Annotated in this window: 23 protein-coding genes and 1 pseudogene; 8 read left to right on the top strand and 16 right to left on the bottom strand. The window is 66.0% G+C overall.

Features of this window, described 5'->3' with window-relative positions; translation table 11 throughout:
* Window positions 1-98: 98 nt before the first annotated feature.
* Window positions 99-428: a thioredoxin TrxA gene (trxA, locus tag HU751_RS00185; RefSeq protein WP_186734146.1), complete on the bottom strand. Its 330-nt coding sequence runs from the start codon at window positions 426-428 to the stop codon at window positions 99-101.
* Window positions 429-672: 244 nt separating this feature from the next.
* Between trxA and ppx the strand changes: the two genes are divergently transcribed.
* The gene (ppx, locus tag HU751_RS00180) at window positions 673-2,175 is read left to right on the top strand and encodes an exopolyphosphatase (protein ID WP_186734162.1); all 1,503 of its coding nucleotides are present in this window, start codon (window positions 673-675) and stop codon (window positions 2,173-2,175) included.
* A 37-nt stretch (window positions 2,176-2,212) separates the two neighbouring features.
* Here ppx and ppk1 read toward each other — a convergent pair whose 3' ends face one another.
* The gene (gene ppk1 / locus HU751_RS00175; RefSeq protein WP_186734145.1) at window positions 2,213-4,453 is read right to left on the bottom strand and encodes a polyphosphate kinase 1; all 2,241 of its coding nucleotides are present in this window, start codon (window positions 4,451-4,453) and stop codon (window positions 2,213-2,215) included.
* 19 nt (window positions 4,454-4,472) lie between these two features.
* Entirely contained in the window at window positions 4,473-5,483 is a 1,011-nt protein-coding gene (hemB, locus tag HU751_RS00170; protein ID WP_050707473.1) for a porphobilinogen synthase, read from the bottom strand.
* Window positions 5,484-5,690: 207 nt separating this feature from the next.
* Here hemB and HU751_RS00165 point away from each other — a divergent pair, with 207 nt between their 5' ends.
* Window positions 5,691-6,335, top strand: a complete 645-nt coding sequence (locus tag HU751_RS00165) for a DedA family protein (protein WP_186734144.1) — start codon at window positions 5,691-5,693, stop codon at window positions 6,333-6,335.
* A gap of 501 nt (window positions 6,336-6,836) precedes the next feature.
* Here the strand turns inward: HU751_RS00165 and HU751_RS26740 are convergent.
* Window positions 6,837-7,463: pseudogene (locus HU751_RS26740) on the bottom strand (sterol desaturase family protein); the annotation flags it as partial.
* 113 nt (window positions 7,464-7,576) lie between these two features.
* On the opposite strand from HU751_RS26740, the gene elbB reads away from it, so the two are divergent.
* The gene (elbB, locus tag HU751_RS00155) at window positions 7,577-8,242 is read left to right on the top strand and encodes an isoprenoid biosynthesis glyoxalase ElbB (RefSeq protein WP_186734143.1); all 666 of its coding nucleotides are present in this window, start codon (window positions 7,577-7,579) and stop codon (window positions 8,240-8,242) included.
* A gap of 219 nt (window positions 8,243-8,461) precedes the next feature.
* Here the strand turns inward: elbB and HU751_RS00150 are convergent, their stop codons facing one another.
* Both HU751_RS00150 and HU751_RS00145 read right to left on the bottom strand, forming a co-directional pair.
* On the bottom strand, window positions 8,462-8,914 hold the full coding sequence (locus tag HU751_RS00150) for a YaiI/YqxD family protein (RefSeq protein ID WP_186734142.1): 453 nt from the start codon (window positions 8,912-8,914) through the stop codon (window positions 8,462-8,464).
* 139 nt (window positions 8,915-9,053) lie between these two features.
* The gene (locus HU751_RS00145; RefSeq protein ID WP_186734141.1) at window positions 9,054-10,997 is read right to left on the bottom strand and encodes a cytochrome c/FTR1 family iron permease; all 1,944 of its coding nucleotides are present in this window, start codon (window positions 10,995-10,997) and stop codon (window positions 9,054-9,056) included.
* A gap of 288 nt (window positions 10,998-11,285) precedes the next feature.
* Between HU751_RS00145 and HU751_RS00140 the strand changes: the two genes are divergently transcribed.
* Genes HU751_RS00140 through HU751_RS00125 form a run of 4 tightly spaced genes read left to right on the top strand, consistent with a single transcriptional unit; the run spans window position 11,286 to window position 14,416 of the window.
* Window positions 11,286-12,677, top strand: coding sequence for a COG3014 family protein (locus tag HU751_RS00140; protein ID WP_050707478.1), 1,392 nt, complete (start codon window positions 11,286-11,288; stop codon window positions 12,675-12,677).
* A 14-nt stretch (window positions 12,678-12,691) separates the two neighbouring features.
* Complete coding sequence (locus tag HU751_RS00135; RefSeq protein ID WP_186716015.1) at window positions 12,692-13,060, top strand: YcfL family putative periplasmic lipoprotein; 369 nt, start codon at window positions 12,692-12,694, stop codon at window positions 13,058-13,060.
* Window positions 13,061-13,081: 21 nt separating this feature from the next.
* Window positions 13,082-13,669 carry a penicillin-binding protein activator LpoB gene (lpoB, locus tag HU751_RS00130; protein WP_028689243.1) on the top strand — a complete coding sequence of 196 codons (588 nt, stop codon included), beginning with the start codon at window positions 13,082-13,084 and terminating at the stop codon, window positions 13,667-13,669.
* Between the two features lie 3 nt (window positions 13,670-13,672).
* Window positions 13,673-14,416, top strand: coding sequence for a penicillin-binding protein activator LpoB (locus tag HU751_RS00125; protein ID WP_186734140.1), 744 nt, complete (start codon window positions 13,673-13,675; stop codon window positions 14,414-14,416).
* A 227-nt stretch (window positions 14,417-14,643) separates the two neighbouring features.
* Here the strand turns inward: HU751_RS00125 and HU751_RS00120 are convergent, their stop codons facing one another.
* From HU751_RS00120 to HU751_RS00095, 6 genes are all read right to left on the bottom strand, one after another.
* Entirely contained in the window at window positions 14,644-16,062 is a 1,419-nt protein-coding gene (locus HU751_RS00120; RefSeq protein WP_186734139.1) for an efflux transporter outer membrane subunit, read from the bottom strand.
* Window positions 16,059-16,934, bottom strand: a complete 876-nt coding sequence (locus HU751_RS00115) for an efflux RND transporter periplasmic adaptor subunit (RefSeq protein WP_186734138.1) — start codon at window positions 16,932-16,934, stop codon at window positions 16,059-16,061. The genes HU751_RS00120 and HU751_RS00115 overlap by 4 nt, the downstream gene beginning before the upstream one ends.
* A complete protein-coding gene (locus tag HU751_RS00110) occupies window positions 16,931-17,143 on the bottom strand; it encodes a DUF1656 domain-containing protein (RefSeq protein ID WP_016392395.1) in 213 nt (70 codons plus the stop codon). The genes HU751_RS00115 and HU751_RS00110 overlap by 4 nt, the downstream gene beginning before the upstream one ends.
* The gene (locus tag HU751_RS00105) at window positions 17,140-19,227 is read right to left on the bottom strand and encodes an FUSC family protein (RefSeq protein ID WP_186734137.1); all 2,088 of its coding nucleotides are present in this window, start codon (window positions 19,225-19,227) and stop codon (window positions 17,140-17,142) included. The genes HU751_RS00110 and HU751_RS00105 overlap by 4 nt, the downstream gene beginning before the upstream one ends.
* On the bottom strand, window positions 19,224-19,661 hold the full coding sequence (locus HU751_RS00100; RefSeq protein WP_028689248.1) for a MarR family winged helix-turn-helix transcriptional regulator: 438 nt from the start codon (window positions 19,659-19,661) through the stop codon (window positions 19,224-19,226). Before HU751_RS00100 ends, HU751_RS00105 begins: the two co-directional genes overlap by 4 nt.
* A 303-nt stretch (window positions 19,662-19,964) precedes the next feature.
* On the bottom strand, window positions 19,965-20,777 hold the full coding sequence (locus HU751_RS00095; RefSeq protein ID WP_186734136.1) for a tetratricopeptide repeat protein: 813 nt from the start codon (window positions 20,775-20,777) through the stop codon (window positions 19,965-19,967).
* Window positions 20,778-20,983: 206 nt separating this feature from the next.
* Between HU751_RS00095 and HU751_RS00090 the strand changes: the two genes are divergently transcribed.
* Window positions 20,984-21,541, top strand: coding sequence for a WYL domain-containing protein (locus tag HU751_RS00090; RefSeq protein ID WP_186734135.1), 558 nt, complete (start codon window positions 20,984-20,986; stop codon window positions 21,539-21,541).
* A 33-nt stretch (window positions 21,542-21,574) separates the two neighbouring features.
* On the opposite strand, the gene HU751_RS00085 is transcribed toward HU751_RS00090, so the two are convergent.
* The 4 genes from HU751_RS00085 to HU751_RS00070 are packed head-to-tail and all read right to left on the bottom strand — an operon-like array spanning window position 21,575 to window position 25,259.
* Window positions 21,575-22,438: an ABC transporter permease gene (locus tag HU751_RS00085; RefSeq protein WP_186734134.1), complete on the bottom strand. Its 864-nt coding sequence runs from the start codon at window positions 22,436-22,438 to the stop codon at window positions 21,575-21,577.
* A gap of 13 nt (window positions 22,439-22,451) precedes the next feature.
* Window positions 22,452-23,315: an ABC transporter ATP-binding protein gene (locus tag HU751_RS00080; RefSeq protein ID WP_186734133.1), complete on the bottom strand. Its 864-nt coding sequence runs from the start codon at window positions 23,313-23,315 to the stop codon at window positions 22,452-22,454.
* Between the two features lie 6 nt (window positions 23,316-23,321).
* Complete coding sequence (locus tag HU751_RS00075; RefSeq protein ID WP_186734132.1) at window positions 23,322-24,341, bottom strand: ABC transporter substrate-binding protein; 1,020 nt, start codon at window positions 24,339-24,341, stop codon at window positions 23,322-23,324.
* Window positions 24,342-24,359: 18 nt separating this feature from the next.
* Window positions 24,360-25,259, bottom strand: coding sequence for a TauD/TfdA dioxygenase family protein (locus HU751_RS00070; protein ID WP_186734131.1), 900 nt, complete (start codon window positions 25,257-25,259; stop codon window positions 24,360-24,362).
* Window positions 25,260-25,349 lie beyond the last annotated feature (90 nt).

Genomic DNA, 25,349 nt, shown 5'->3' with positions numbered 1-25,349 from the left:
ATCCGTCTGGATGGGCGTGATAGCGGGGCTCGCCGGCCCTCGCGGAAAATACCTACAGCAGATAAAGAAAAGCCCCGCATTTGCGGGGCTTCATCACATCACAGGTTGGCGTCGAGGAACGCCTTGAGCTGCGACTTGGACAGCGCGCCGACCTTGGTCGCCTCGACGTTGCCGTCCTTGAACAGCATCAGCGTCGGGATGCCACGCACGCCGTGCTTGGCCGGGGTCTGGTCGTTTTCGTCGATGTTCAGCTTGGCGATGGTCACCTTGCCCTGGTATTCAGCGGCGATGTCGTCCAGTACCGGAGCGATCATCTTGCATGGGCCGCACCATTCAGCCCAGTAGTCGACCAGCACCGCGCCTTCAGCCTTGAGTACTTCGGCTTCGAAGCTGGCGTCGGTGACATGTTTGATAAGATCGCTGCTCATGGATATCTCCAGGTCGTAAGCATAAAAAAACGTTGCCCATCATAGCCGCACCCTGGCGCGACAGGAAGCCACAGCTGATTGAGTGTAACTATAGTTGTGCAAGACGCCACGAATCGAAACCGTCATGTCACGGTCATAACATTGCTATGACATTGCCATGCATCAAGCCTTGCCGTGCCGCTCGTTGGCGTATGCCCGCGATCGTGGCACGATTGCCGGGTTAACGACCGAGAACCCCCAGACCATGCCGCACACCACCGCGAAGAACCTGTCTCTGATCGCCGCCATCGACCTGGGCTCCAACAGCTTCCACATGGTCGTGGCCAAGGCCCATCACACGGAAATCCGCATCCTCGAAAGGCTTGGAGAAAAGGTTCAGCTCGCCGCCGGCATCGACGATGAGCGCAAGCTCAGCGAAGAAGCCATGCAACGCGGCCTGGAATGCCTCAAGCGCTTCGCCCAGTTGATCAACGGCATGCCCCAGGGCTCGGTGCGCATCGTCGGCACCAACGCCCTGCGTGAAGCGCGCAACCGCAACGAATTCATCCTGCGCGCCGAGGCCATCCTCGGCCACCCGGTCGAGGTCATCTCCGGCCGCGAAGAGGCGCGCCTGATCTACCTGGGCGTGTCCCACACCCTGGCCGACACCCCCGGCAAGCGCCTGGTCGCCGACATCGGCGGCGGCAGCACCGAGTTCATCATCGGCCAGCGTTTCGAGCCTTTGCTGCGCGAAAGCCTGCAGATGGGCTGCGTGAGCTTCACCCAGCGCTACTTCCGCGATGGCAAGATCACCCCGGCGCGCTACGCCCAGGCCTACACCGCCGCGCGCCTGGAGCTGATGAGCATCGAGAACGCCCTGCACCGCCTGACCTGGGACGAGGCCATCGGCTCGTCCGGGACCATTCGCGCCATCGCCGCGGCGATCAAGGCCATTGGCCAGGGCAGCGGCGAGGTCAACGCCGAGGGGCTGGCGGCGGTCAAGCGCAAGTTGTTCAAGCTCGGCGAGACCGACAAGATCGACTTCGAAGGGGTCAAGCCGGATCGGCGGACCATCTTCCCGGCGGGCCTGGCCATCCTCGAGGCGATCTTCGACGCCCTGGAGCTGCAGCGCATGGACCACTGCGACGGCGCCCTGCGCGAAGGCGTGCTGTTCGACCTGCTGGGCCGCCATCATCACGAGGACGTGCGCGAACGCACCCTGAACTCGCTGATGGAGCGCTACCACGTCGACCAGGGCCAGGCCGCGCGCGTGGAGCGCAAAGCACTGCACGCCTTCGACCAGGTGGCCGCAGCGTGGGACCTGGATGAGGGAAACTGGCGCGATCTGCTGGGTTGGGCGGCGAAAATCCATGAAATAGGACTGGATATTGCCCACTACCACTACCACAAGCACGGCGCCTACCTGATCGAACACTCCGACCTGTCGGGCTTCTCTCGCGAAGACCAGCAGATGATGGCCCTGCTGGTGCGTGGCCACCGTCGCAACATTCCCAAGGACAAGTTTGCCGAGTTCGGCGACGAAGGCGTCAAGCTGATCCGCCTGTGCGTGCTGCTGCGCTTCGCCATCCTGTTCCACCATATCCGCGGCACCCAGCAGATGCCCAAGGTGGAGCTACAGGCAGGCGACAACAGCCTGGAGGTGGTCTTCCCGAGCGGCTGGCTGGAGCAGAACCAGCTGACCCAGGCCGACTTCGCCAACGAGGCGGAATGGCTGGCACGGGTCAATTTCGTTCTCAGCGTCCGCTAAAGGCCAAAGGGGGGCGCTACGCGCCCCAGCAATCCATCTAACGTACGTTGAGCACCGGATTGCTCAGCCGCTCCAGTAGCGTCGCCTGGGCACTGCGCGGGTTCTGGTTGCCGGTCGGCGTGCTGCGCACGTAGCGCCCGTCCGGCTGCAGGGTCCAGGCCTGGGTGTTGTCGGTCAGGTACCCCTCCAGCTCCTTCTTCACCCGCAGCAGCAACTTCTTGCCCTCCACCGGGAAGCAAGTCTCGACGCGCTTGTCGAGGTTGCGCTCCATCCAGTCGGCGCTGGACAGGTAGATCTGCTCCTCGCCGCCGTTGAGGAAGTAGAACACCCGGGTGTGCTCGAGGAAGCGGCCGATGATCGAGCGCACGTGGATGTTGTGCGACACCCCCGGGATGCCCGGGCGCAGGCAGCACATGCCGCGCACCACCAGGTCGATACGCACGCCCGACTGGCTGGCCTTGTACAGCGCCTTGATGATCTTCGCGTCGGTCAGCGAGTTGAACTTGGCGATGATGTGCGCCGGCTTGCCTTCCAGGGCGAACTGGGTCTCCCGGGCGATCATGTCGAGCATGCCCTTCTTCAGGGTGAAGGGTGCGTGCAGCAGCTTCTTCATGCGCAGGGTCTTGCCCATGCCGATCAGCTGGCTGAACAGCTTGCCGACGTCCTCGGTGAGGGCGTCGTCGGAGGTCAGCAGGCTGTAGTCGGTGTACAGGCGGGCGTTACCGGCGTGGTAGTTGCCAGTGCCCAGGTGCGCGTAGCGGACGATCTCGCCCTGCTCGCGGCGCAGGATCAGCATCATCTTGGCGTGGGTCTTGAAACCGACCACGCCGTAGATCACCACCGCGCCGGCGGCCTGCAGGCGGCTGGCCATCTGCAGGTTGGACTCTTCGTCGAAGCGCGCGCGCAGCTCGATCACCGCGGTGACCTCCTTGCCATTACGCGCCGCGTCCACCAGGGCGTCGACGATCTCCGAGTTGGCACCCGAGCGGTACAGGGTCTGGCGCACCGCGAGTACGTGCGGGTCCTTGGCGGCCTGGCGCAGCAGGTCGATCACCGGGGTGAACGACTCGAACGGGTGCATCAGCAGCACGTCCTGCTTGCCGATCACGCTGAAGATGTTGTCGGCGTTCTGCAGCAGCTTGGGGATCGCCGGGGTGAACGGCGTGTACTGTAGCTCCGGGTGGCTGTCGAGGCCGGTGATGCTGAACAGGCGGGTCAGGTTGACCGGGCCGTTGACCTGGTACAGCTCGCTCTCGCTCAGGCTGAACTGCTTGAGCAGGTAGTCGGAGAGGTGTTTCGGGCAGGTATCGGCCACCTCGAGGCGCACGGCATCGCCGTAGCGGCGCGAGAACAGCTCGCCGCGCAGGGCGCGGGCCAGGTCGTCGACTTCCTCGGAGTCCAGCGCCAGGTCGGCGTTACGGGTCAGGCGGAACTGGTAGCAGCCCTTGACCTTCATGCCCTGGAACAGGTCATCGGCGTGAGCGTGGATCATCGACGACAGGAACACATAATTGTCGCCTGGGCCACCGACCTCTTCCGGCACGCGGATCACCCGCGGCAGCAGGCGCGGCGCCGGGATGATCGCCAGGCCCGAGTCGCGACCGAAGGCGTCGACACCCTCGAGCTCGACGATGAAGTTCAGGCTCTTGTTCACCAGCAGCGGGAACGGGTGGGTCGGATCGAGGCCGATCGGGGTGATGATCGGCGCGATCTCGTCGCGGAAGTAACGGCGCACCCAGGTCTTGAGCTTGGGCGTCCAGTAGCGACGGCGGATGAAGCGAATGGCGTGCTTCTCCAGCTCCGGCAGCAGCACGTCGTTGAGGATCGCATATTGGCGGTCCACCTCGATGTGCACCAGCTCGCTGATGCGCGCCAGCGCCTGGTGCGGCTGCAGGCCGTCGGCGCCGGCCTGTTCGCGGGCGAAGTTGATCTGCTTCTTCAGGCCCGCCACGCGGATCTCGAAGAACTCGTCGAGGTTGCTGGAGAAGATCAGCAGGAACTTCAGGCGCTCGAGCAGCGGGTACGATTCGTCCAGCGCCTGCTCCAGCACACGGATGTTGAACTGCAGCTGCGAGAGCTCGCGATGAATGTACAGGCTGCTGTCGTCCAGGCTCGGCACGGCGATCGCCGGGGCCGGCGCAGGCGCGGGTGCCGGGGCGGCTTCGACGACCGCTTCCGGCTCCGCTACCGCCGGCAGGTCGGGCGGGGTCTGCACCATTTCTTCGGGCACGGCCTGGGCATCCTTGATCTCGACAGGGGTTAGCACTTCGTTATTCATCTGACGTTCCTGGAGGGCGTTACTGCCCTCTCATCAATTGAGCGGCACGCACGGCGAAATAGGTCAGGATGCCATCAGCGCCTGCCCGTTTGAAAGCGGTGAGGGATTCGAGGATCACGGCCTCGCTGAGCCAGCCGTTCTGGATGGCGGCCATGTGCATGGCGTACTCGCCGCTGACCTGGTAGGCGAAGGTCGGCACCTTGAACTCGGTCTTCACGCGGTGGACGATGTCCAGGTACGGCATGCCCGGCTTGACCATGACCATGTCGGCACCTTCGGCGAGGTCGGTGGCCACTTCGTGCAGGGCCTCGTCGCTGTTGGCCGGGTCCATCTGGTAGGAGGCCTTGTTGGCCTTGCCCAGGTTCAGCGCCGAGCCGACCGCGTCGCGGAACGGGCCGTAGTAGGCGCTGGCGTACTTGGCCGAGTAGGCCATGATGCGCACGTTGACGTAGCCGGCCTCTTCCAGGGCCTGGCGGATCGCACCGAGGCGACCGTCCATCATGTCCGACGGGGCCACCACCTGGGCGCCGGCCTCGGCGTGGGACAGCGCCTGGCGCACCAGTGCTTCGACGGTGATGTCGTTCTGCACGTAGCCCTCTTCATCGAGGATGCCGTCCTGACCATGGGTGGTGAACGGGTCCAGGGCCACATCGGTAATCACCCCCAGCTCCGGGAAGCGGGCACGCAGGGCGCGGGTGGCGCGCTGGGCGATGCCGTCCGGGTTCCAGGCTTCGGCGCCGTCGAGGGACTTCTTCTCGGTCGGGGTCACCGGGAACAGTGCCAGCGCCGGAATGCCCAGCTCCACCCAGCCCTGTGCGGCCTCCAGCAGCAGGTCGATCGACAGGCGCTCGACGCCCGGCATGGACGGTACTTCTTCGCGACGGCCCTCGCCGTCCAGTACGAATACCGGAAGAATCAGGTCATCGACGGTCAGGGTGTTTTCGCGAACCAGGCGACGGGAAAATTCATCCCGGCGGTTGCGACGCAGGCGGGTGGCAGGAAACAGACGGTTGGCGGGGGTAAAGCTCACGGCAGACTCCTGAGCCCGCGCGGGCGGGCAGCGCGACAGTTATAAGCGGCCATTATGACGCCTGTGTTACATCCTTAGGCAACCCTGCGACTTGTGGCCGCAGCCATTGTCGTTGCAGGGAATCTTCACGTCGAGACACATTTGGACACTTTCCCCGACGCGCCCGAAGGGGTAGGCTGCGCGTTCATTTCGCCAGCACGCCAGAAAATGCTTCAACAATTCCTGAACGATTTCGGCTACTTTGCCCTTTTTCTCGGCACGTTCTTCGAGGGCGAGACCATCCTGGTGCTCGCGGGCTTTCTTGCGTTCCGCGAATACATGGACATCAAGCTGGTGGTCCTGGTGGCCTTCTGCGGCAGCTACGCCGGTGACCAGCTGTGGTACTTCATGGGCCGCCGCCACGGGCGCAAGATCCTCGCCCGCAAGCCGCGCTGGCAAGCCATGGGCGACCGGGCGCTGGAGCACATCCGCCGCCATCCGGACATCTGGGTACTGAGTTTCCGCTTCGTCTACGGCCTGCGCACGGTGATGCCGGTGGCCATCGGCCTGTCCGGCTACCCGCCACGCCGCTACCTGCTGCTCAACGGCATCGGCGCCGCAGTCTGGGCTTTGGCCCTGGGGCTGGCCGCCTACCACTTCGGCGCCATTCTCGAAGGCATGCTCGGCAGCATCAAGAAATACGAACTATGGGTGCTCGGCGGCCTGCTGGTGCTGGGCCTGCTGCTCTGGCTGCGCCGGCGTTTTCGCAACATCCGCGCCGAGCGCCGCGCGGCGGCAGAGGGCCAGACCGCCGAGGCTGAGCAGGCTGTAGCCCAGCAGCAGCCACCAGAACACGGGCGTGACCAGCACTAAGCCAAGCGCGCCGGCCAGATACAGCGCCGGCGCATTCGACAGCAGTCGTACGGTCTCCAGGCGCCCCGCCCAGGGCCGGTCCTCCAGCGCCGCGCCCAGCACGAACAGCCCGAACGCCATCACCGTCCAGCCCAGCACCAGGGCTGCGGGCGCCACCTGCTCCGCCACCTCCATCAGATAACTGCCCAGCGCCACGTAGACCGCGAACTGCACGGTGACGTACAGCTGCTGCGCGCTGCCCAGGGGAATCGCGAACTTGCGAAACGCCGCCAGGTCCTGCTTGGGCTGTGGATAAGCCGCGGCCACATCCGCCGGGCGCCAGCCGGTGGGCATGAACCAGATGCGCAGCTTGTCCCACCAGCTGGCAGTGCGGCGAGCGTCATGCCAGAGCTGGGCGTAGAACTGCACGTTGGCCCACAGTGGGTTCCAGCTGGCCAGCGGCGTGGTCACGCCGAAAATCACCGGCTCGCGCTCGTCCTCCTCCTGGAAGGTGCCGAACAGTCGGTCCCAGATTATGAACACACCGCCATAGTTGCGATCCAAGTACAGAGGATTCTGCGCATGGTGGACGCGATGGTTGGACGGCGTGATGAAGATCCACTCCAGCCAGCCCAGCTTGGGCACATGGCGGGTGTGCACCCAGAACTGGTACAGCAGGTTCAGCGATGCCACGGTGATGAACACCAGCGGCGGCACGCCCAGCAGCGCCAGCGGCAGGTAGAAGATCCAGGAGAACAGGAAGCCGCTGCTGGTCTGGCGCAGGGCGGTGGTGAGGTTGTACTCCTCGCTCTGGTGATGCACCGAGTGCGCGGCCCACAGCACGTTGCGCTCGTGGCCCAGGCGGTGCAGCCAGTAGTAGCAGAGGTCGTAGAGCACGAAGGCGACCACCCACACCCACCAGGCATCGGCCGGCAGCCGCAGCCAGGCCAGGTGCTCCCAGGCCACGGCATAGGTGACCAGCCCCACCCCTTTGGTCAGCAACCCGGTGCTGGTGGACAGCGCGCCGGTGCTCAGGCTGTTGATCGAGTCGGCGAGCTGGTAGTTGCGCCGCCCGCGCACGCGGTCGGCGATCAGCTCCACCGCGATCAGCACGAAGAAGAACGGCACGGCCAGCAGAATCAGGTCCATGAACGGCCACCTCCAAGGTTGTCCACGAAGATTAGGCCGCCTACGGGGCAAATCCCATGGCTACATCTGCCAAACTAGAGGACATTTAGCGCCTCGACACTGGAGTATTGAGCATGACGAAAAAAGTTGCGGTGATTCTGTCCGGTTGCGGCGTGTACGACGGCGCCGAGATCCACGAAAGCGTGATCACCCTGCTGCGCCTGGACCAGCGTGGCGCCCAGGTGCAGTGCTTCGCGCCGAACATCGCGCAGATGCATGTGATCGACCACCTGACCGGGGAAGAAATGCCGGAATCGCGCAATGTGCTGGTGGAGTCGGCGCGCATTGCCCGTGGCGAGGTGAAGGACATTCGCGAGGCGCGGGCCGAGGACTTCGATGCGCTGATCGTGCCCGGTGGTTTCGGCGCCGCCAAGAACCTGTCCAACTTCGCCGTAGAAGGCGCCAACTGCACCGTGAACCCGGATGTACTGGCCCTGGCCGAAGCCTTTGCCGATGCCTGCAAGCCGGTCGGCCTGATCTGCATCTCGCCGGCCCTGGCGGCGAAGATCTACGGGCCGGGCGTGGTCTGCACCATCGGCAACGACGCCGGTACCAGCGCGGCGGTGGTGAAGATGGGCGGTACCCATGAGGAATGCGATGTGCACGACATCGTCGAGGATACCCAGCGCAAGCTGGTGACCACCCCGGCGTACATGCTGGCCAAGTCGATCAGCGAGGCAGCGGGCGGCATCTACAAGCTGGTGGATCGGGTGCTGGAACTGACCCACGAGAACGACTGATAAACGCTGGTGTACCGGCCTCATCGCCGGCAAGCCGGCTCCTACAGGTAAAGCGCAGACTCATGGCTGCTGCGGTCCCTGTGGGAGCAGCCTTGTGTCGCGATGGGCTGCGTAGCAGCCCCGGTGATTGTGCATGACGCCGAGATCCTGGGGCCGCTACGCGCCCCATCGCGACACAAGGCCGCTCCCACAGGCTTGGCGAATGCTTCCGGGATAGCGTCAGGCTTTGGACAGGCGGTTGAGAATGCGGTCCAGCGCATTGGCAAACGCCTGCTTCTCGCGTTCGCCATAGGGCGCCTGGCCACCGCCGACCTGGCCCTGCTCGCGCAGTTCGGTAAACAGGTTGCGTACCGCCAGGCGCTCACCCATGTTGCGCTCGTCGAACTCGCGACCGCGCGGATCCAGCGCCGCCACGCCCTTCTTGATCAGGCGATCGGCCAGCGGCACGTCGCTGCAGATCACCAGCTCGCCGGGCTCGGCGTTCTCCACCAGGTAGTCATCGGCCGCATCCATGCCGCTCGGCACCACGATCAGCCGCACGCAGGCGAAGGCCGGCTTGATCTGCGGCTGGCCGGCCACCATCACCACTTCGAGCTTGCGCTTGAGGGCGAACTTGACGATCAGGTCCTTGGCCGCCTTGGGGCAGGCATCGGCATCGATCCATACACGCATTGGGATTGTTCCTGAACCAGGGCCAGTAACCTCGTGGGAGCGGGCTTGCCCCGCGATTCGGCCTGGATTGACGTGCATTATGCCAGCCTTGCCGTCATCGCGGGGCAAGCCCGCTCCCACGATTCCCGCGCCCACGATCTTAGCTGGCGGCAGCCCTGCGCTTCCCGGCCAGCCAGCTGCGCCCATACAGGAGCATGACCGCCAGCAACGCCAGCGCCTGCGCGCCTAGCGAATAGGCGTCAGCGTGGATACCCAGCCAGTCGAACTCGAAGAACGCCACTGGCCGCGTACCCAGCACGCCGGCCTCCTGCAGCGCCTTGACGCCATGTCCGGCGAACACCACCGACAGTGCGCACAACAGCGCCGCGTTGATGCTGAAGAACAACGACAGCGGCAGCTTGGCCGAGCCGCGCAGGATCACCCAGGCCAGGCCCACCAGCAGCACCAGCGCCGTGGCGCCACCCGCCAGCACCGCCTGATGACCGGCCGGGCCGGCCTGCAGCCACAGGGTCTCGTAGAACAGGATCACCTCGAACAGCTCGCGGTACACCGAGAAGAACGCCAGCAAGGCAAAACCGAAGCGCCCGCCGCCACTGACCAGGCTGCGCTTGATGTAGTCCTGCCAGGCGGCGGCGTGGCGGCGATCGTGCATCCACACGCCAAGCCACAGCACCATCACTGCGGCGAACAGCGCCGTGCAGCCTTCGAGCAGCTCACGCTGCGCACCGCCGACGTCGATCACGTAGGCCGCCAGGGCCCAGGTGGCGAAACCGGCGACCAGCGCCAGGCCCCAGCCGATATTGACGCTGCGCACCGCCGACTGCTGCCCGGTGTTGCGCAGGAAGGCCAGGATCGCCGCCAGCACCAGGATCGCCTCCAGGCCCTCGCGCAGCAGGATCAGCAGGCCGGAGACGTAGCTCAGCGACCAGCTCAGGCCATCGCTGCCCAGCAGCTTGGCCGCCTGCTCCAGCTTGGCCTTGGCCTCGGCCAGGCGCTGTTCGGCCTGGGCCACCGGCAGGCCGTCCTGCAACGACTGACGGTAGGCCATCAGCGACTTTTCCGTGTCCTTGCGGGCCTGGGCGTCGATGTTGTCGAGCGAGCTTTCCACCAGCTCGAAGCCTTCCAGGTAGGCCGCCACCGACAGGTCGTAGGCCTGGTCGTGGTCGCCAGCGTGGTAGGCCGCCAGGCTCTTGTCCAGGGTGCTGGAGGTGTATTCGAGCAGCTGCGCCGGGCCACGCTTGACCTGCGGCGGCTGCGCCCGCTGGGCGCGGAACGCGGCCACGGCATCCGCGCCTTCGCTGGCGGCGACTTCGGCCGGGGTCTGCCGGGCCAGGTCGGCGATGTTCCAGGTCTTGTCGCCCTTGGCCGCCTGCGGATCGGCGGTAAAGCTGGCGATGTAGGCCGCCACGTCCCAGCGCTGGCGCTCGTCGAGCTGGTCGGCGAATGACGGCATCTCGGTGCCTTCGATGCCCAGCCCAAGGGTGTTGTACAGGTCGAACAGGCTCAACTGGTCGAGGCGCCCGGCATCGCGCAGGTTGGCTGGCGCAGGCTCCAGGCCGACCCCCGCCGGGCCGTCGCCCAGGCCCGTGTCACCATGGCAGATCGAGCAGTTCTGCGCATACAGCGAAGCGCCGCGAGCAGGATCGGGGGTGATCACCGGGGCCTGGCTGACCTCGTAGGCCACTGCCAGGCGCGCACCCAGTTGCCGGGCCTGGCGGGCGACGGCGGCACCATCCTGACGCTGGTCGATGGCCTGACGCAGGCTCTGCACGCCCTGCTCGAGGGCGACGCGCTCAGCATGCGCGGGCAGGCCCTTGACCAGCTCGGCCAGCACGCCGCTGAACTCCTGCTGCTCGCGGTATTCCCCGTCGTCCACCACCTTGCCGTCGCGCACGGTCGGCGGGTAGTCGGCACCGATGTAGTCCAGCAGGTGCAGTGCCTTGGTCGCCTCGGCAGGAGCCTCGGCCAGCGTCGGGGTGCTGCACAGCGCCAGCACCGGGCCAAGCAACAGGGCAGGCAGCCAGGCAAGCAGACGGGAACGGGAAATCATGGCCAATCTCGACGGAAATACGAAAGAGAACATTGTTCACTTCCACTCTCCCCCGCTCAAGGCTCAGGGGCAGATTTCATGAAAAATCTTGAGACAAATTGGCGGAACAGTCCGTGAGAACGGCTTTTTCCGACTGATGGCATCAACGTAAAAATGCGAAGCAATTCGCCATCACCGCGCTACTACTTTGGGTATAATCCCGCGCCGCCGTAATAGCCATTAGCAATCAAGGCGCCTCCATCGAGAGGTTCTGGCGATAAAACAGAGGGATCTGCCGCCCCCGCCCACGCGGCCAACCGTTTCAGGGAAAGAAGAAGTCCGATGGTATCCCGCGCCCTCACCCTGGCGACCCTGGTCGCCGCCGTGCAGCTCACCGGCTGCTCGGTGTTCCGCAGCTACGACAGCGAACTGCAGGAGACCAACAAGCAGTTGGCCGCCGGCAACGTCGACGCCGCCCTCGCCCTGCTCGAGAGCAACAACAAGGGCGAGCAGAAAGACCTGCTCTACTACTTCGAAAAAGGCGAGCTGCTGCGCTCCAAAGGTGACCTCAAGGGCAGCCAGGACGCCTGGCGCTCGGCCGACAGCGTGGTGTTCCAGTGGGAAGAGTCGGTCAAGCTCGACACCGACAAGTACCTGAGCCAGTTCGGCAGCTACCTGGTCAACGACAAGGTCCGTCGCTACGAAGGCTATGACTACGAAAAAGTCATGCTGACCACGCAGATGGCCCTGAACCTGCTGGCACAGAACGATTTCGACGGCGCCCGCACCGAGATCAAGAAGACCCACGAGCGCGAGGCCATCATCGCCGAGCTGCGCGACAAGGAATACCTCAAGCGCGAGGAACAGGCCGAGAAGGAAGGCATCAAGACCGAGTACAAGGACCTGCAGGGTTACCCGGTCGCCAGCCTCGACGCCCCTGAGGTGGTCGGCCTGAAGAACAGCTACCAGAGCGCCTTCAGCCATTACCTGTCCGGCTATGTCTACGAGGCCCTCGGCGAGAAAGGCCTGGCCGCGCCGGGTTATCGCAAGGCCGCCGAACTGCGCCCGAACACGCCGTTGCTGGACCAGGCGCTGCTCGAACTGGACAAGAACAGCGCCAAGGCCGGTGAAAGCGACGTGCTGATCGTGGTGCAGACCGGCCTGGCCCCGGCCCGCGATTCGATCCGCATTCCCCTGCCGCTGCCGATCCAGGACAACCTGGTGATCACCCCGCTGTCGTTCCCGATCATCAAGGAAGACACCTCGACCGCGCACCTGGGCGAGATCCAGCTCAACGACAAGGCCCTGGCCCTGACCGCGCTCAACAGCACCACGGCCATGTCGCGCCGCGCCCTGCGCGACGACATGCCGGGCATCATCCTGCGCACCAGCGTGCGCGCCATCAGCCGCGGCGTGGCACAGAAGAACCTGAACAAGGCCAACCCGATGGCCGGGCTGGTGGTGGGCATTGCCTCCACCGTGCTGGAAGGCGCCGATACCCGTACCTGGCGCACCCTGCCCGACGAGACCCAGGTGGCCCGGGTACGCCTCAAGCAGGGTGAACACCACCTGAGCCTGCCGTCGAGCCTCGGTGGTACCCAGGTCACAGTGAAGATCGATCGCCCGTATCAGGTGGTCAGCCTACGCGTGGTCGGCAACCGCGTATTCGCTGGCGGCCCGGCCGTCATCGTCGCCCCGCAGGCCGCAGCCACCGCTGTCGCCAGCCTCAAGTAACCCAAGGATCGAACATGCGTAGAACATGCCTCGCCCTGGCCGCCGTCGCCCTCCTGGCCGGCTGCGCCACCCCGCCCCCTGCCCCCGGCAGCGCCGCCAGCAAGGTGGTGACCATGGGCCAGCTGGATGACATCGAAGTCGGCCAGATGCGCGTCGCCCGCGAAAACGGCTACCTCACCGTCAACGTGGCGCTGACCAACACCAGCCGCAGCAACCGCACGCTCTACTACCGCTTCGCCTGGCTGGGCAACGACGGATTCCCGGTGGCCGACGAAGAGAGCTGGAAGGCCCTGCCGCTGTACGGCAAGCAGGCCAAGTTCCTCCCCGCCATCGCACCGACCCCCGCTGCCCGTGACTTCCGCCTCGAAGTCCACACCCGGTAACCCCTTTCAGGAGCACGTTCCATGTTTGCACGCCTTTCCCTCGCCGCCATCGCCATCGCCCTGGTCAGCGGCTGCAGCACCCCGTCGCCGGTTCTCGGCGGCAAGAACATCAGCTACGGCGACAGCAAAGCCGTCGAGCTGGTGACCAACGAGTTCGGCTCCACCGACCTGCAGATGATCGCCGAGAGCATGACCCGCTCCCTGGCCCAGTCCGGCGTGCTGCACGGCCGCCCGGTGGTGCAGGTGTACGACGTGAAGAACAAGACCAGCGAGTACATCGATACCCGCGAGATCACCACCTCGATCAAGACCCAGCTGATGAAGTCCGGCGCCGCCCGCTTCGCCAGCGACAACACCGACATGCAGAGCCAGGTCGACCAGCTCAAGCTGCAGAACCAGAGCGGCCTGTACAAGAAGAAGACCGTGGCCAAGACCGGCAACATGATCGCCGCCAAGTACCGCCTGGAAGGCTCGATCAGCTCGATCGTCAAGCGCAGCAGCGACTACAAGGACGTGTTCTACAAGTTCAGCCTGCAGCTGATCGACGTGGAAAGCGGCCTGGCCGAGTGGATGGACGAAAAAGAAATCCGCAAGACCACGGAGCGTTGATCGATGCGTGCATGGATGGCAATCATCGGCCTGGCCTGCGCCTTCGGCGCGCAGGCGGCCCCCAAGGTGGCGGTAACCGACCTGGCCTACCAGGCGCAGGTGGAGGAGTACATCCACACCATCAACGCCCAGAGCAGCGGCCAGGCCGGCATGTACCACGCCAGCGGCCAGTCGAGCTACAGCGAGTACGAGAGCCTCAACAGCTACATCGAGCAGACCGAGCTGCGCAAGTTCGGTGGCGACATCAAGGGTGAGATCCTCAAGACCGGCATGTTCCAGCTGGTCCAGGGTCGTCCCTACACCGCCGACTCGAAGGAAGACGTCTACGACGTGATCCGCCGCATCAAGAACGGCGCGTTCAAGGGCGCCGACTACGTGCTGTTCGGTACCCTGTCGGACATCGACTTCCAGCAGGACATCAACTCGCTGGACCACACCGACAGCTACTCGGCGGTGCTGGGCTTGACCGTGGTCGCCGACTTCAGCCTGATCAACACCCGCACCTACGAGATCACCTCGGCGTTCACCGCCATGGGTGAGGGGCAGGACACCAAGCTGGTGAAGGGCCAGGACCGCCGCGTGACGCTGAACCGTCCGCGGGTGGTGCGGGATGTATCGAAGGCGCTGGGCGAGGATGTGGCGCAGCAGTTGGCCGAGCAGTTGGGCGGCTCGGTGCCTGGGCAGCCGGAACAGCCGCGTGGCCGGGACAACCTGCCGCCGGATGAGCCGGCGCGGGTGCTGAACTGAGCCACACGCAATCCCTGTAGGAGCGGCCTTGCCGAGGCGTCGGACCGGTCGGAAAGGGCTGCAAAGCAGCTCCAGGGATTTAGCCGTAATGCACAAATCGCTGGGGCTGCTCTGCAGCCCTTTCGCCGGCAAGCCGGCTCCCACAGGGATCTGTGCAGCCTTTGTGGGAGCTGGCTTGCCGTGGCGACGAACCGCAACGAAAGGGCCGCACAGCGGCCCCGGAGATCTCAGGGTCTGGCACTGCCCTTCCAGCCGCCACCCAAGGCCAGGAACACCCCTATCTGCCCAATCGCCACCTGGCTGTTGGCCGCCGCCAGCTGCGCCCTTACGTCTGTATAGGTCCGCGTCGCCTGCAGATCGGCCAGAAACGACTCACGCCCAACCTGGTAACGCAGATGCGTCTGGTCCGCCGACTCCTTGGCGGAGCGCTCCGCCTCGGCCAGGGCATCGCGCCGATCCAGCAGCGCGCTGTACTGCGCCAGGCGGGTCTGGGTTTCGCGAATGGCGTTGAGCACCACCCCGTCGAAATGCGCCAGCGCCGCCTGGGTCGAGGCCTCGGCCATGCGGATGCGCGCGCGGGTGCCGTTGGTGGGGATGTTCCAGCTGATCTGCGGGCCGAAGCCCCAGCGGTTGGTGGCCGGCTCGCCGAGGTTCTCGAGAATGCCGATGGTGCCCACCTGGGCGCCGATGCTGATATTCGGGTACAGCGCGCCGGTGGCCACGCCGATGCTGGCGGTGGCCGCCGCCAGCTGGCGCTCGGCCTGACGCACGTCCGGACGGCGCTTGAGCAGCGCGGCGCCGTCACCGACCGGCACCAGCTGCGACAGATGGGGCAGTTCGGCGCAATCGGCGGTGCCGGCGGGCAATTGCTCGACCGGCCTGGCCAGTAACGCAGCAAGGGTGTAGAGGCCCGCCTCACGCTCGGCCTTGAAGCGCGGCAGTTCGGCGCGCAAGGATTTGAACTGGGTCTGCGAACGGGTGACCTGGGTCTCGTCGCCACGCCCGGCGTCGCGCAGGCGCTGGGTCAGTTGCACGCTCTGCTGCTGCAGGTCCAGCGATTCGCGGGCGATGTGGTATTCCTCGTTGGCCGAGCACACTTGGGTATAGGCCTTGACCACATCGGCCACCAGGGTGATGCGCGCGGTGTCGGCGGCGGCCTGCACCGCGTCGGCGTTGGCCTTGGCGGCCTCGGTGCCGCGCTTGAAGGTACCCCACAGGTCGAACTGGTAGCTGGCGCTGATGATCGCTTCGCCGATATTGGCCACCGGCACCTTCTCCGGCTGCAGGAAGGCCTCGCCGGACTCCTGCAGGCGCTGGGCGCCCAGCTTGACGCCACCGTTGAAGCCACCCTGGGACTCGGCCACCTCCACCTGGGCACGGGCCTTGGCGATGTTGGCCGCGGCCACGCGCAATTCGGTGTTGGCGCTCAGGGCCTGGCGCACCAGCTCGTTGAGCCGTTGATCCTGGTACAGCTGCCACCAATCCTCTGGCACTGGCGCCGAGACCACGCTGTCGGCGTCCTGGCGCAGCGGGCCATTGAGGTCACCGCGCTGCACGGCGGCGTCCTTGGGCAGCTCGTAATCAGGGCCGACCATCATGCAGGCCCCCAGGGACAGGCACAGCCCGGCCAGGATCAGCTGCTTCATGGATGCTGCCCCTCGATGATCGACACCGTGGCGGTACGTCCGGCGATCATGCGGAAGTCTTCCGGCACTTCGTCGAAGGCGATGCGCACCGGGATCCGCTGGGCCAGGCGCACCCAGCTGAACGCCGGGTTGACGTTGGGCAGCAGGTTGGCGCCGCTGCTGCGGTCGCGGTCCTCGATGCCGGCGGCCAGGCTCTGCACGCGGCCACGCAGGCGGGTGTTGTCGCCCATCACGCGGATCTCCACGGCGTCGCCGATATGGATACCGCCCAGCTTGGTCTCTTCGAAGTAGCCATCGACGTGGTACGAGGCGCTGTCGACCACCGACAGCACCGGGCGCCCGGCGCTGACGAACTCGTGGGCACGTGGGGCGCGATCGTTGAGGTAGCCGTCCACCGGGCTGTGCACCACCGAGCGGTCGAGGTTGAGCTGGGCCACATCCACCTGCACCTGGGCCTCGTTCACCGCCGAGCGGGCACGGGCTTCGCGGGACTGGCTCTCTTCAAGCTGCTCGGCCGCCACCAGGTTGCCCAGCTTGCGGTTGCGCTGCGCCTCGCGGGAGGCCTGGGCCAGGGTCTCCTGACGCTCGGCCAGGGTCGCCTTGGCCTGGCGCAGGGCCAGGGTGAAGCGGTCCTGGTCGATGGTGAACAGCACGTCACCGCGCTTGATGGTCTGGTTGTCACGCACCTCGACCTTCTGGATCAGCCCGGACACATCCGGGGCGATCTGGATCACGTCGGCGCGGATATGACCGTCGCGGGTCCAGGGGGCGAACATGTAGTACACCACCATCTGCCACACGAGCACGGCGGCGAAGGTCACTACCAGCAAGGTCAGGACCACGCGGCCCAGGGTCAGCAAAGGTTTTTTCATGGCAGCATCAGGCTTCGGCAAAAGTGGTCCACCGCACCAAGCAGCACGGCATACAGGGCAACGTTGAACAGCGCCCGGTGCCAGACCAGGCGGTAGAAATGCAGGCGCACCAGCACTGCGTGCACCCCGAGGAACAGCAGGTAGGTGCCAAACATCATCACCAGCAGCGTGGGCAGGAACACCCCGCTGATATCCAGTTCACCGATCACAGGGGCGCTCCGTCGAGCCCGGGGGGCAGTTGCGTTTGCTCGGCAGGCTCGAGCATCACTTCCACGCCCGGCAGCAGCGCCAGGCGCAGGCCGCTCAGGGCGTGCAGCAGGTGGGTGCGGGCGTCGCCGCGTTCATACAATTCGTCCAGGTTCAGCGCCAGGCGCGCACGCTCCATGTTGCGCAGCAGCGCCGCCGGGGCATGCAGGCGCTCGCCGGCGCGCAGGCAGGCGGCGTAGTGACTGCCGACCTCCTCGATTACCGTGCGCAGGCGCTCGCGAGCCTCGGCGCCGGCACGCGGCAGGTAGGCCAGCAGGTCGAGCAGGTTCAGGCCCACGCGCAGGTCGCGCAGGGCCACGCCGCTGTCCTGGCCGGTCTGCGACAGCCGCGGCAGGTGCTGCATCAGGCGGTCGAGCATCTGCACGCCGACCTGGCGGTGCTCGGCCAGGGTGGCCGGCGCGGTCATCTCGACGATGTCGCGCCAGGTGAAGCGGGTCATGCGCTTGGCCGCCAGCTCCACGCCGAACGGGCGCACCACCAGGGTCCAGATGAAGGCGAACAGCAGGCCCACGGGGCCGGCCAGGTTGGCGTTGATGAAGGTGAAGAAGTCAGCGTCGTAGGCGCCCTGGATGCTGATGAAGGTCGAGGTGTTGACGATGGTCAGCAGGGTACCGAGGTAAAAACGCGGCTGCACGGTCAGGGTGCCGACGCAGATGAACGGCACGGCGAAGGCCAGCACCAGCATCGGGAAGTCGTGCAGGTTGGGCAGCACCAGGAACAGGTACAGGCTGGAGAAGATCACCGACATCAAGGTCCAGAAGAAGAACCGGTAGATCTGCGGCGCCGGGTCGTCCATGGCGGCGAAGAAACTGCACGACACGGCGGCGAGGATCACCGCACTGGCGCCGTCGTTCCAGCCCAGGCCGATCCACAGGCCGCAGGCGACGATGATGGCGGTGACGGTGGAGAACACCGAATAGAGCATCAGGCCACGGTCGAAGAACGGCGTCAGCCGGCCCAGGCGCCAGTGACGGTAGACCGCGCGCCACGGCGTGGCGTCGTCCTTGCGCAGGGCGTGCTGCAAGGTGCAGCAGTCCTGCCAGAGGTCGGCCCATTCGGTCAGGCGGTAGAGGGCGTTGGACAACAGCAGTTCGGCGCGCTGGTCGATGGCGGCGGCGCCGGGCTGCAGGCGGTCGACCTGCTCGTGCAGGGCGGTCCAGCGCGCCACCGAGGCGCTGTCGGCAGTGCCCTTGAGCCATTCACGGGCAGCATCGAGTACCGGCTTCAACTGGGCGAACTGGGCCGGGGCGCGGCCCTCGAGGGCGATCAGGGCGTCGTCCAGGGCATCGATCACCGGCAACAGGTGGATCATGCGGCCACGCAGCTCACGGGCATTTTTCAGGGTATGCGGACCGGCGCCCTCGTGACCGAGCTGGCCGATCATCAGTTCCAGCGAGTTGAAGGTGGCGACCATCGCGCCACGCATGCCGCCGACCTTGTCGGCGCTGGCCTCGCGGGCCAGGTAGGTATCGCTGTAGCGGATCGCCTCGGCGAACCAGTTGCCGGTCGCACCCACCACCACCGGCGCCAGCCGGCGCGGCCAGAAGATCGCGCCGACCACCGCCGCGCAGACGATGCCCAGGCAGATCTCCTGGGCGCGGGAGGAAGCCACGTCGAACACTGCCAGCGGGTTGTCGACCACCGCCAGGGCGATCATCGGCAGGGTGTAGCCGGCCAGCATCAGCACGTAGTTGTTGGCCGTGCGCAGGTTCAGCGAAAGGAACAGCAGGGTGCCGGTCCACAGGGCGATGGCAATGCTCAGCAGCAGCGGCGACTGCACCAGCGGCGGCACCAGGAGGATCGCCCCGCCGGCGCCCAGCAACGTGCCCAGGGCCCGGTACAGTGCTTTGGAGGTGGTCGGGCCGAGGAACGGGCTGGAGACGATGTACACCGTGGCCATCGCCCAGTACGGGCGCGGCAGCTGCATCAGCAAGGCGATGTACAGGGCGATCATCGACGCGGCGAAGGTGCGCACGCCGTAGAACCAGTCGCGGGCCGGGGGCACCGAGCTGAAGAAGCCGTTCATGGCATCACGCCCGCGGCTTCGAACGCCTGGATCACCCGCAAGGTGGCGTCCAGGTCGGCCTGGTCGATACCGCCGAGCACCTCACGGCGCAGGCGCACCAGTTCGCCTTCGATGGACTCCGCCAGGGCGCGCCCCTCGACGGTCAGGCTCAGGGCCTTGGCGCGGCGGTCCAGCGGGTCCTCGCTGCGGCAGACCAGCCCGGCCTTGCACAGCTGGTCGAGCAGGCGCACCAGCGACGGGCTTTCCAGCCCGGCCGCCTGCGCCACCGCCACCTGGTGCACGCCGTCGCCCAGGCGCACGATCATCAGCAGCGGCACGGCGCAGGCTTCGGAAATGCCGTAGCCGGTCAGGGCGCCCTGGCACAGGCGACGCCAGTGACGGGCGGCCACGACCATTCCGCTGCTGATTTTCAGGTGCAGTGCGTCAAGGGACATGTGGGAACCGAGGATATTCATAGTTTGCTAACTATCAATATACGCCCTGCCCTACCCCTGTCGTCAACCGGGGGTGACGAAGGGAGTAGATGAAAGGTTGTTCATCTACCCGCAATCTGGCCGGATAACGCGATCCCTGTAGGAGCGGCCTTGCCGAGACGTCGGACCGGTCGGAAAGGGCTGCGTAGCAGCCCCAGGATTTCAGCGTTGGTGCGAAGATCGCTGGGGCCGCTTTGCGGCCCTTTCCGACCGGTCCGACGCCTCGGCAAGGCCGCTCCTACAGGGATCGCGCTGAACATTGCCTCACGGCTGGATCTGGTCTTCCAGCTTCATGGTCAGCGCCAGCGTGCTGCCCATCTGGATCGCCTGGTCGCGCCAGCCCAGGTAGCGCACCGCGTCACGGCTGCTGAAGTGCACCGCCAGCTCCTCGGCCGCCTGCATCACGCCGGTCGCCGCCGCCAGCTCCAGCCAATACAGCCCGGCCTTGGTGTCCGCCTCGACATACAGCCCATGCAACAACCGGTAGCCCACCTCGAAGCGGCAGCGCGTCTCGCCGCGCTGGGCGCCGCGCAGGAACCACTGGTAGGCCTCGAGCGGGTCGACCTGCCAGACCTGGTCGCCCTCGCACACCTCTTCCTCGTACAGGTCGCCCAGCGCGGCGGCGGCATGCACCATGCCTCGCTCGAAGGCATGGCGGTAGTATTCGGCCGCGTTGGCGTAGGAGACATCGACACCCTTGCCGAAGTAATGCTGCTGGCCAAGGTTGAACCAGGCCGCGGCATTGCCCTGCAGCGCGGCCATGCGCAGCAGATGCCCGGCCAGCACGGTGTCGCCGCGCCAGTACTTGCCATTGAGCCAGATCCAGCCCAGGTCATTGAGCGCCCCGACATTGCCCAGCAACGCCTGGCGGCACAGGTCATGGTAGACCGCCTGCAGATCGACCGCCTCGTCCAGCCGATCGCTCAGGCCAAAGCGCTCGCCGCTCAAGGCCTGCTGGCTGGGCATGCCGACCCCGGCGAACAGCCTGTGGCGCTGTCCGGGGCGTGCCGGGGCCGGGACGATCCGCTCGGGGAGAAGCCGGGCGAGCAGCGAATGGATATTGCTGGCGGCAGACATGTTCATCCTCATTGAACGACCCACAGCTCCAACCTCCACTGTGGTGAGGCGTGATTCTGCGCGATGCCACGACAAAACCTGTCGCGAACGAATTGATCCCAGGCAACCAATTGCATCTTCCTTGATCTGAGCACGCTGTGGCCAATTGCCATGCCCTACCCGTGCCGCCATCCTATGCCGGCAAGCCTAGACAAGGACGTTTCCTTTTGCCGTTCGCCACCACCCGCGCCACCCTCAGCCGCCAATGGGCCTTGCTCCGCCAGTTGCCCAGCCGCTCCCCCGGGATCACCAGTGCCGAACTGGTGTGGCGGCTGCGTGACGTGGGCTTCACCGTCAGCAAGCGCACGGTCGAGCGCGATCTCAACGAGCTGTCGCTGATCTTCCCGCTGGAGCGCAACGACAAGAGCATTCCGTTCGGCTGGCACTGGTCGGCCAATGCCGGTGCCGAACTACGTGGGAATTTCGACCTGCAGGGTTATCTGCGCGGCGATACGCTGCAGCCCGGGCAAGGGGAAGGCGTCGAATTGCAGGCATGGATCAGCGACCTGCTGGCCCGCCGACTGCGCGAAGCGCCGTTGACCGCCGACATGCAGCTGACTGCCCTGGAACAGGGGCACCGGCTGCGGGCGACGGTGGCGGATGGCTGGCCCCTGCGCTGGTGGTTGCTGAGCCAGGGGGAGGGGCTGGTGGTGGAAGCGCCGCAGGCGCTGCGCGAGGAGATTGCGCGGACATTGGCCAGTGCGGCGGCGCAATACCTGGAGTGACTGGAGGCCCGATCGCGGGGCAAGCCCGAATATCTAGCGCTGCATCCCCCAGCGCCGCACGGTCAACCGCTCCAGGGTGTTGAATACCAGCCCCTCCACCAGCAGGCCGATCAGGATCACCACCGCCAGCCCGGCGAACACCTTGTCGGTGTACAGCTCGTTGCGGTTCTGGAAGATGTACCAGCCCAGCCCGCCCTTGCCGCTGCTGGCGCCGAACACCAGCTCGGCAGCGATCAGCGTGCGCCAGGCGAAGGCCCAGCCGATCTTCAGCCCCGACAGGATTGACGGCAGCGCCGCCGGCACCAGGATGTGCAGCACCAGGCGCAGGCCGCGCAGCCCGTAGTTGCGCCCGGCCATGCGCAGGGTCTCGGACACGCCGAGGAAGCCCGCGTAGGTGTTCAGCGCCAGCGCCCACAGCACCGAGTGCACCAGCACGAAGATCAGGCTGTTGTCGCCCAGGCCGAACCAGAGCAAGGCCAACGGCAGCAGGGCGATGGCCGGCAGCGGGTTGAACATCGAGGTCAGCGTACCCAGCAGGTCGCGCCCCACTTGCGTCGAGACGGCCAGGCTGGTCAGGCCGAAGGCCAGGACGATGCCCAGCACATAGCCTTTGAGCAGTACCACCAGCGATACACCGACCTTGGCCGGCAGCTCGCCGCTGAGCAGCCCGTCCCACAACGCGCTGGCGGTCTGCAGGAAGCTCGGCAGCAGCAGGTCGTTGCCGGTATAGCGGGCCACGGCCTCCCAGGCCACCGCAAGCAGTACCAGGATCACGGCCTTGCGCAGCCAGCCCTGTTGCCACAAGCGTTGCAGCAGCGGCAGCTCGCGCTCCAGCGGCACACCCGGCAGGGGTTGCAGCTGCACTTCGTATTCCTGGCGTACAGGTGTCGTCGTCATGCCCTGGCTCCCGTCAGTAGGCGATACGGATATCGTTGAAGCCCAGATCGTCCGCTGGCGTCGAGGCATCGGCCTCGTCGAACAGCAACCGGTGGATACGTCGGGCACTGGCCTGGAAGTCGCTGGCGCCGAGGCTGCCGAGGTCGAACTGGTGGCTGTGCACCTCGGCTCGCACCCGCCCGGGGTGCGGCGACAGCAGCAGGATGCGATTGCCCACCACCAGCGCCTCTTCGATGGAGTGGGTGACGAACAGCAGGGTGAAGCGCACCTCCTCCCACAGCAGCAACAACTCTTCCTGCATCTTGCGCCGGGTCAGGGCATCGAGCGCGGCGAACGGCTCGTCCATCAGCAGGACCTTGGGCTGTGTGGCCAGTGCCCGGGCGATGGCCACGCGGGCCTTCATGCCACCGGACAGGGTGTGCGGGTAGGCGTCGGCGAAGGCGGCCAGGCCGACTTTCTCCAGGTAATGCAGCGCCCGTTCCTCAGCCTCGACGCGCTTGAGCTGGCCGGACACCAGCAGCGGGAACATCACGTTCTGCTTCACCGTCTTCCACGGCGGCAACTGGTCGAACTCCTGGAACACCACGATGCGGTCCGGCCCCGGGCCGCACACCGGCTGGCCCTGGAGCAGGATCTGCCCTTCCCGTGGTGCGATGAAGCCGGCCACGGCCTTGAGCAAGGTGGACTTGCCGCAGCCGGACGGGCCGAGCAAGACGAAACGGTCGGCGCGGTCGACCTCGAAACTGACCTGGTGGGTGGCCCGCACCACGCGCTGGGCGGTGCGGTATTCAAGGCTCAGGTTGTCCACCGCCAGCAACGGTGGGGTGGCGACACGGCTCAGGTTGCTGGCCGTGTGGCCTGGCAATGGGGCGGTCATCGGCGCTCAGCTCCCCTGCAACGGGCGTTCATCCTGGAAGAAGTAGTCCTTCCACGATTCGGGCTTGTTCTTGATCGCGCCGACCCGGTAGAGGAATTCGGCCAGCTTGTAGGTGTTCTTCGGCGTGACGGTGAATTCGTACTGCGGGTTTTCGATCAGCTTGATCAGCGCCTCGCGGTCGATCTTGGCCTTGGTCACGCGGATATAGGTGTCGGCGGCGGCGGCCTTGTCCTTCTGGGCGAAGTCGGCGGCTTCGGCCAGGGCATCGACGAAGGCCTTGTAGGTCTTGGGATTGTCCTTGCGGAATTTCTCGGTGGCGAACAGCAGGGTCGGTGAGTTGGGGCCAAGTAGGTCGTAGCTGTTAAGCACCACGTGCACATTCTTGTTGGCCAGCACCTGGTCCTGGAACGGCGGGTTGGAGAAGTGCCCGTTGAGCTCGGTGCCGCCGGCCAGCAAGGCCGCGGTGGCGTCCGGGTGCGGCACGGCCAGGGTGTATTTGTCGAGGCGGTTGTATTCCTTGTCGCCCCATTGCCGGGCGGCGGCGTACTGCAGGAAACGCGACTGCACCGAAACGCCCACCGCTGGCACGGCGATACGGTCCTTGTCGGAGATATCGGCGATGGTCTTCACATTGGGGTTGCTGCTGACCAGGTAGTACGGGAAGTTGCCCAGCGAGGCGACGGCCTTGACGTTCTGCCGGCCGCGGGTTCTATCCCACACGGTGAGCAGCGGCCCGACGCCGGCGCCGGCGATGTCCACCGAACCGGACAGCAATGCATCGTTGATTGCCGCGCCACCGGAAAGCTGGGCCCAGTCGACCTTGATGTCGAGGCCCTGCTCCTTGCCGTGCTTCTCGATCAGTTGCTGGTCACGCACCACATTGAGCAGCAGGTAGACGATGCCGAACTGCTCGGCGATGCGGATCTGCCCTTCGGCGTGGGCCACGGTCGGCGCCGCCAGGCTGCCTAGACCCAAGCTGGCGCCCAGGCCGATACTTGCCGCCAGGCGGCTGATGGATTTGCGCATGATGTGTTTCCTCAGTCGTCAGAACGGGGCATCGCCCTGGATGGTGGTGCGGTACAGCTTGCGGCGCAGGTGCGCCGGGCAGCCGGTGGCCAGGTGGATCAGCGAGCGGTTGTCCCAGAACACCAGGTCGTGGGGCTGCCATTGGTGGCGGTAGATGTTCTGCTCCAGCACGCTCAGGGCGTACAGCTGTTGCAGCACGTCGCGGCTTTCGTCATCCGGCAGACCGACGATGCGGGTGGTGAAGCCTTCGCTGACGAACAGCGCCTTGCGGCCGTTTTCCGGGTGGGTACGCACCACCGGATGGATGACCTCCTGGACCTGGGCCAGTTGCTCGGCGGTCAGCGTCGGGCGCCAGTTGCCTTCGAACTTGGTCTCGGCGTAACGGGCGGTGTAGGAGTGGGCGGCGCTGCGGCCCTCGACGACCCGACGCAGGGCCTCGGGCACCGCGTCCCAGGCCTTGTGCATGTCGGCGAACAAGGTGTCGCCGCCCTCGCTGGGCAGCTCCTGGGCGTGCAGCATCGAGCCCAGGCTCGGCAGTTCCTTGTACGACAGGTCCGAATGCCAGAACTTGCCGGCATCGCCCAGGCCGACGTTGCGGCCGTCCTCGACGATATTGGAAACGATCAGGATCTCGGGATGGCCGGCGAGCAGGAACTGCTTGAGCACATGGATCTGCAGCTCGCCGAAACGGCGGCTGAAGGCGATCTGCTGTTCGGGGGTAATGCGCTGGTCGCGAAACACCAGGACGTGATGGTCCAGGTGGGCGCGGTGAATACGGGTGAAATCCTCGGCATTGACCGCACGGGCCAGGTCGAGGCCGATGATCTCGGCACCGACGGCGCCGGGGAACGGGCGGATGTCGAAGGTTTGCGGCAGGGCGCTGTCGATGGTCGACAAGGCGTTCGAGGCGGCTGGCATTGTTCACTCCCACGCAGTGCGCGACTTCAGGGCGCGCAACGATCGGAAACGCACGGGGATTGCCCGTGTGGGTTCGAGTCGTGCGGCGCG

The organism is Pseudomonas peradeniyensis, assembly GCF_014268935.2.
GTDB classification, from domain to species: domain Bacteria; phylum Pseudomonadota; class Gammaproteobacteria; order Pseudomonadales; family Pseudomonadaceae; genus Aquipseudomonas; species Aquipseudomonas peradeniyensis.
This window is presented reverse-complemented; position numbering and strand designations above follow the sequence as displayed.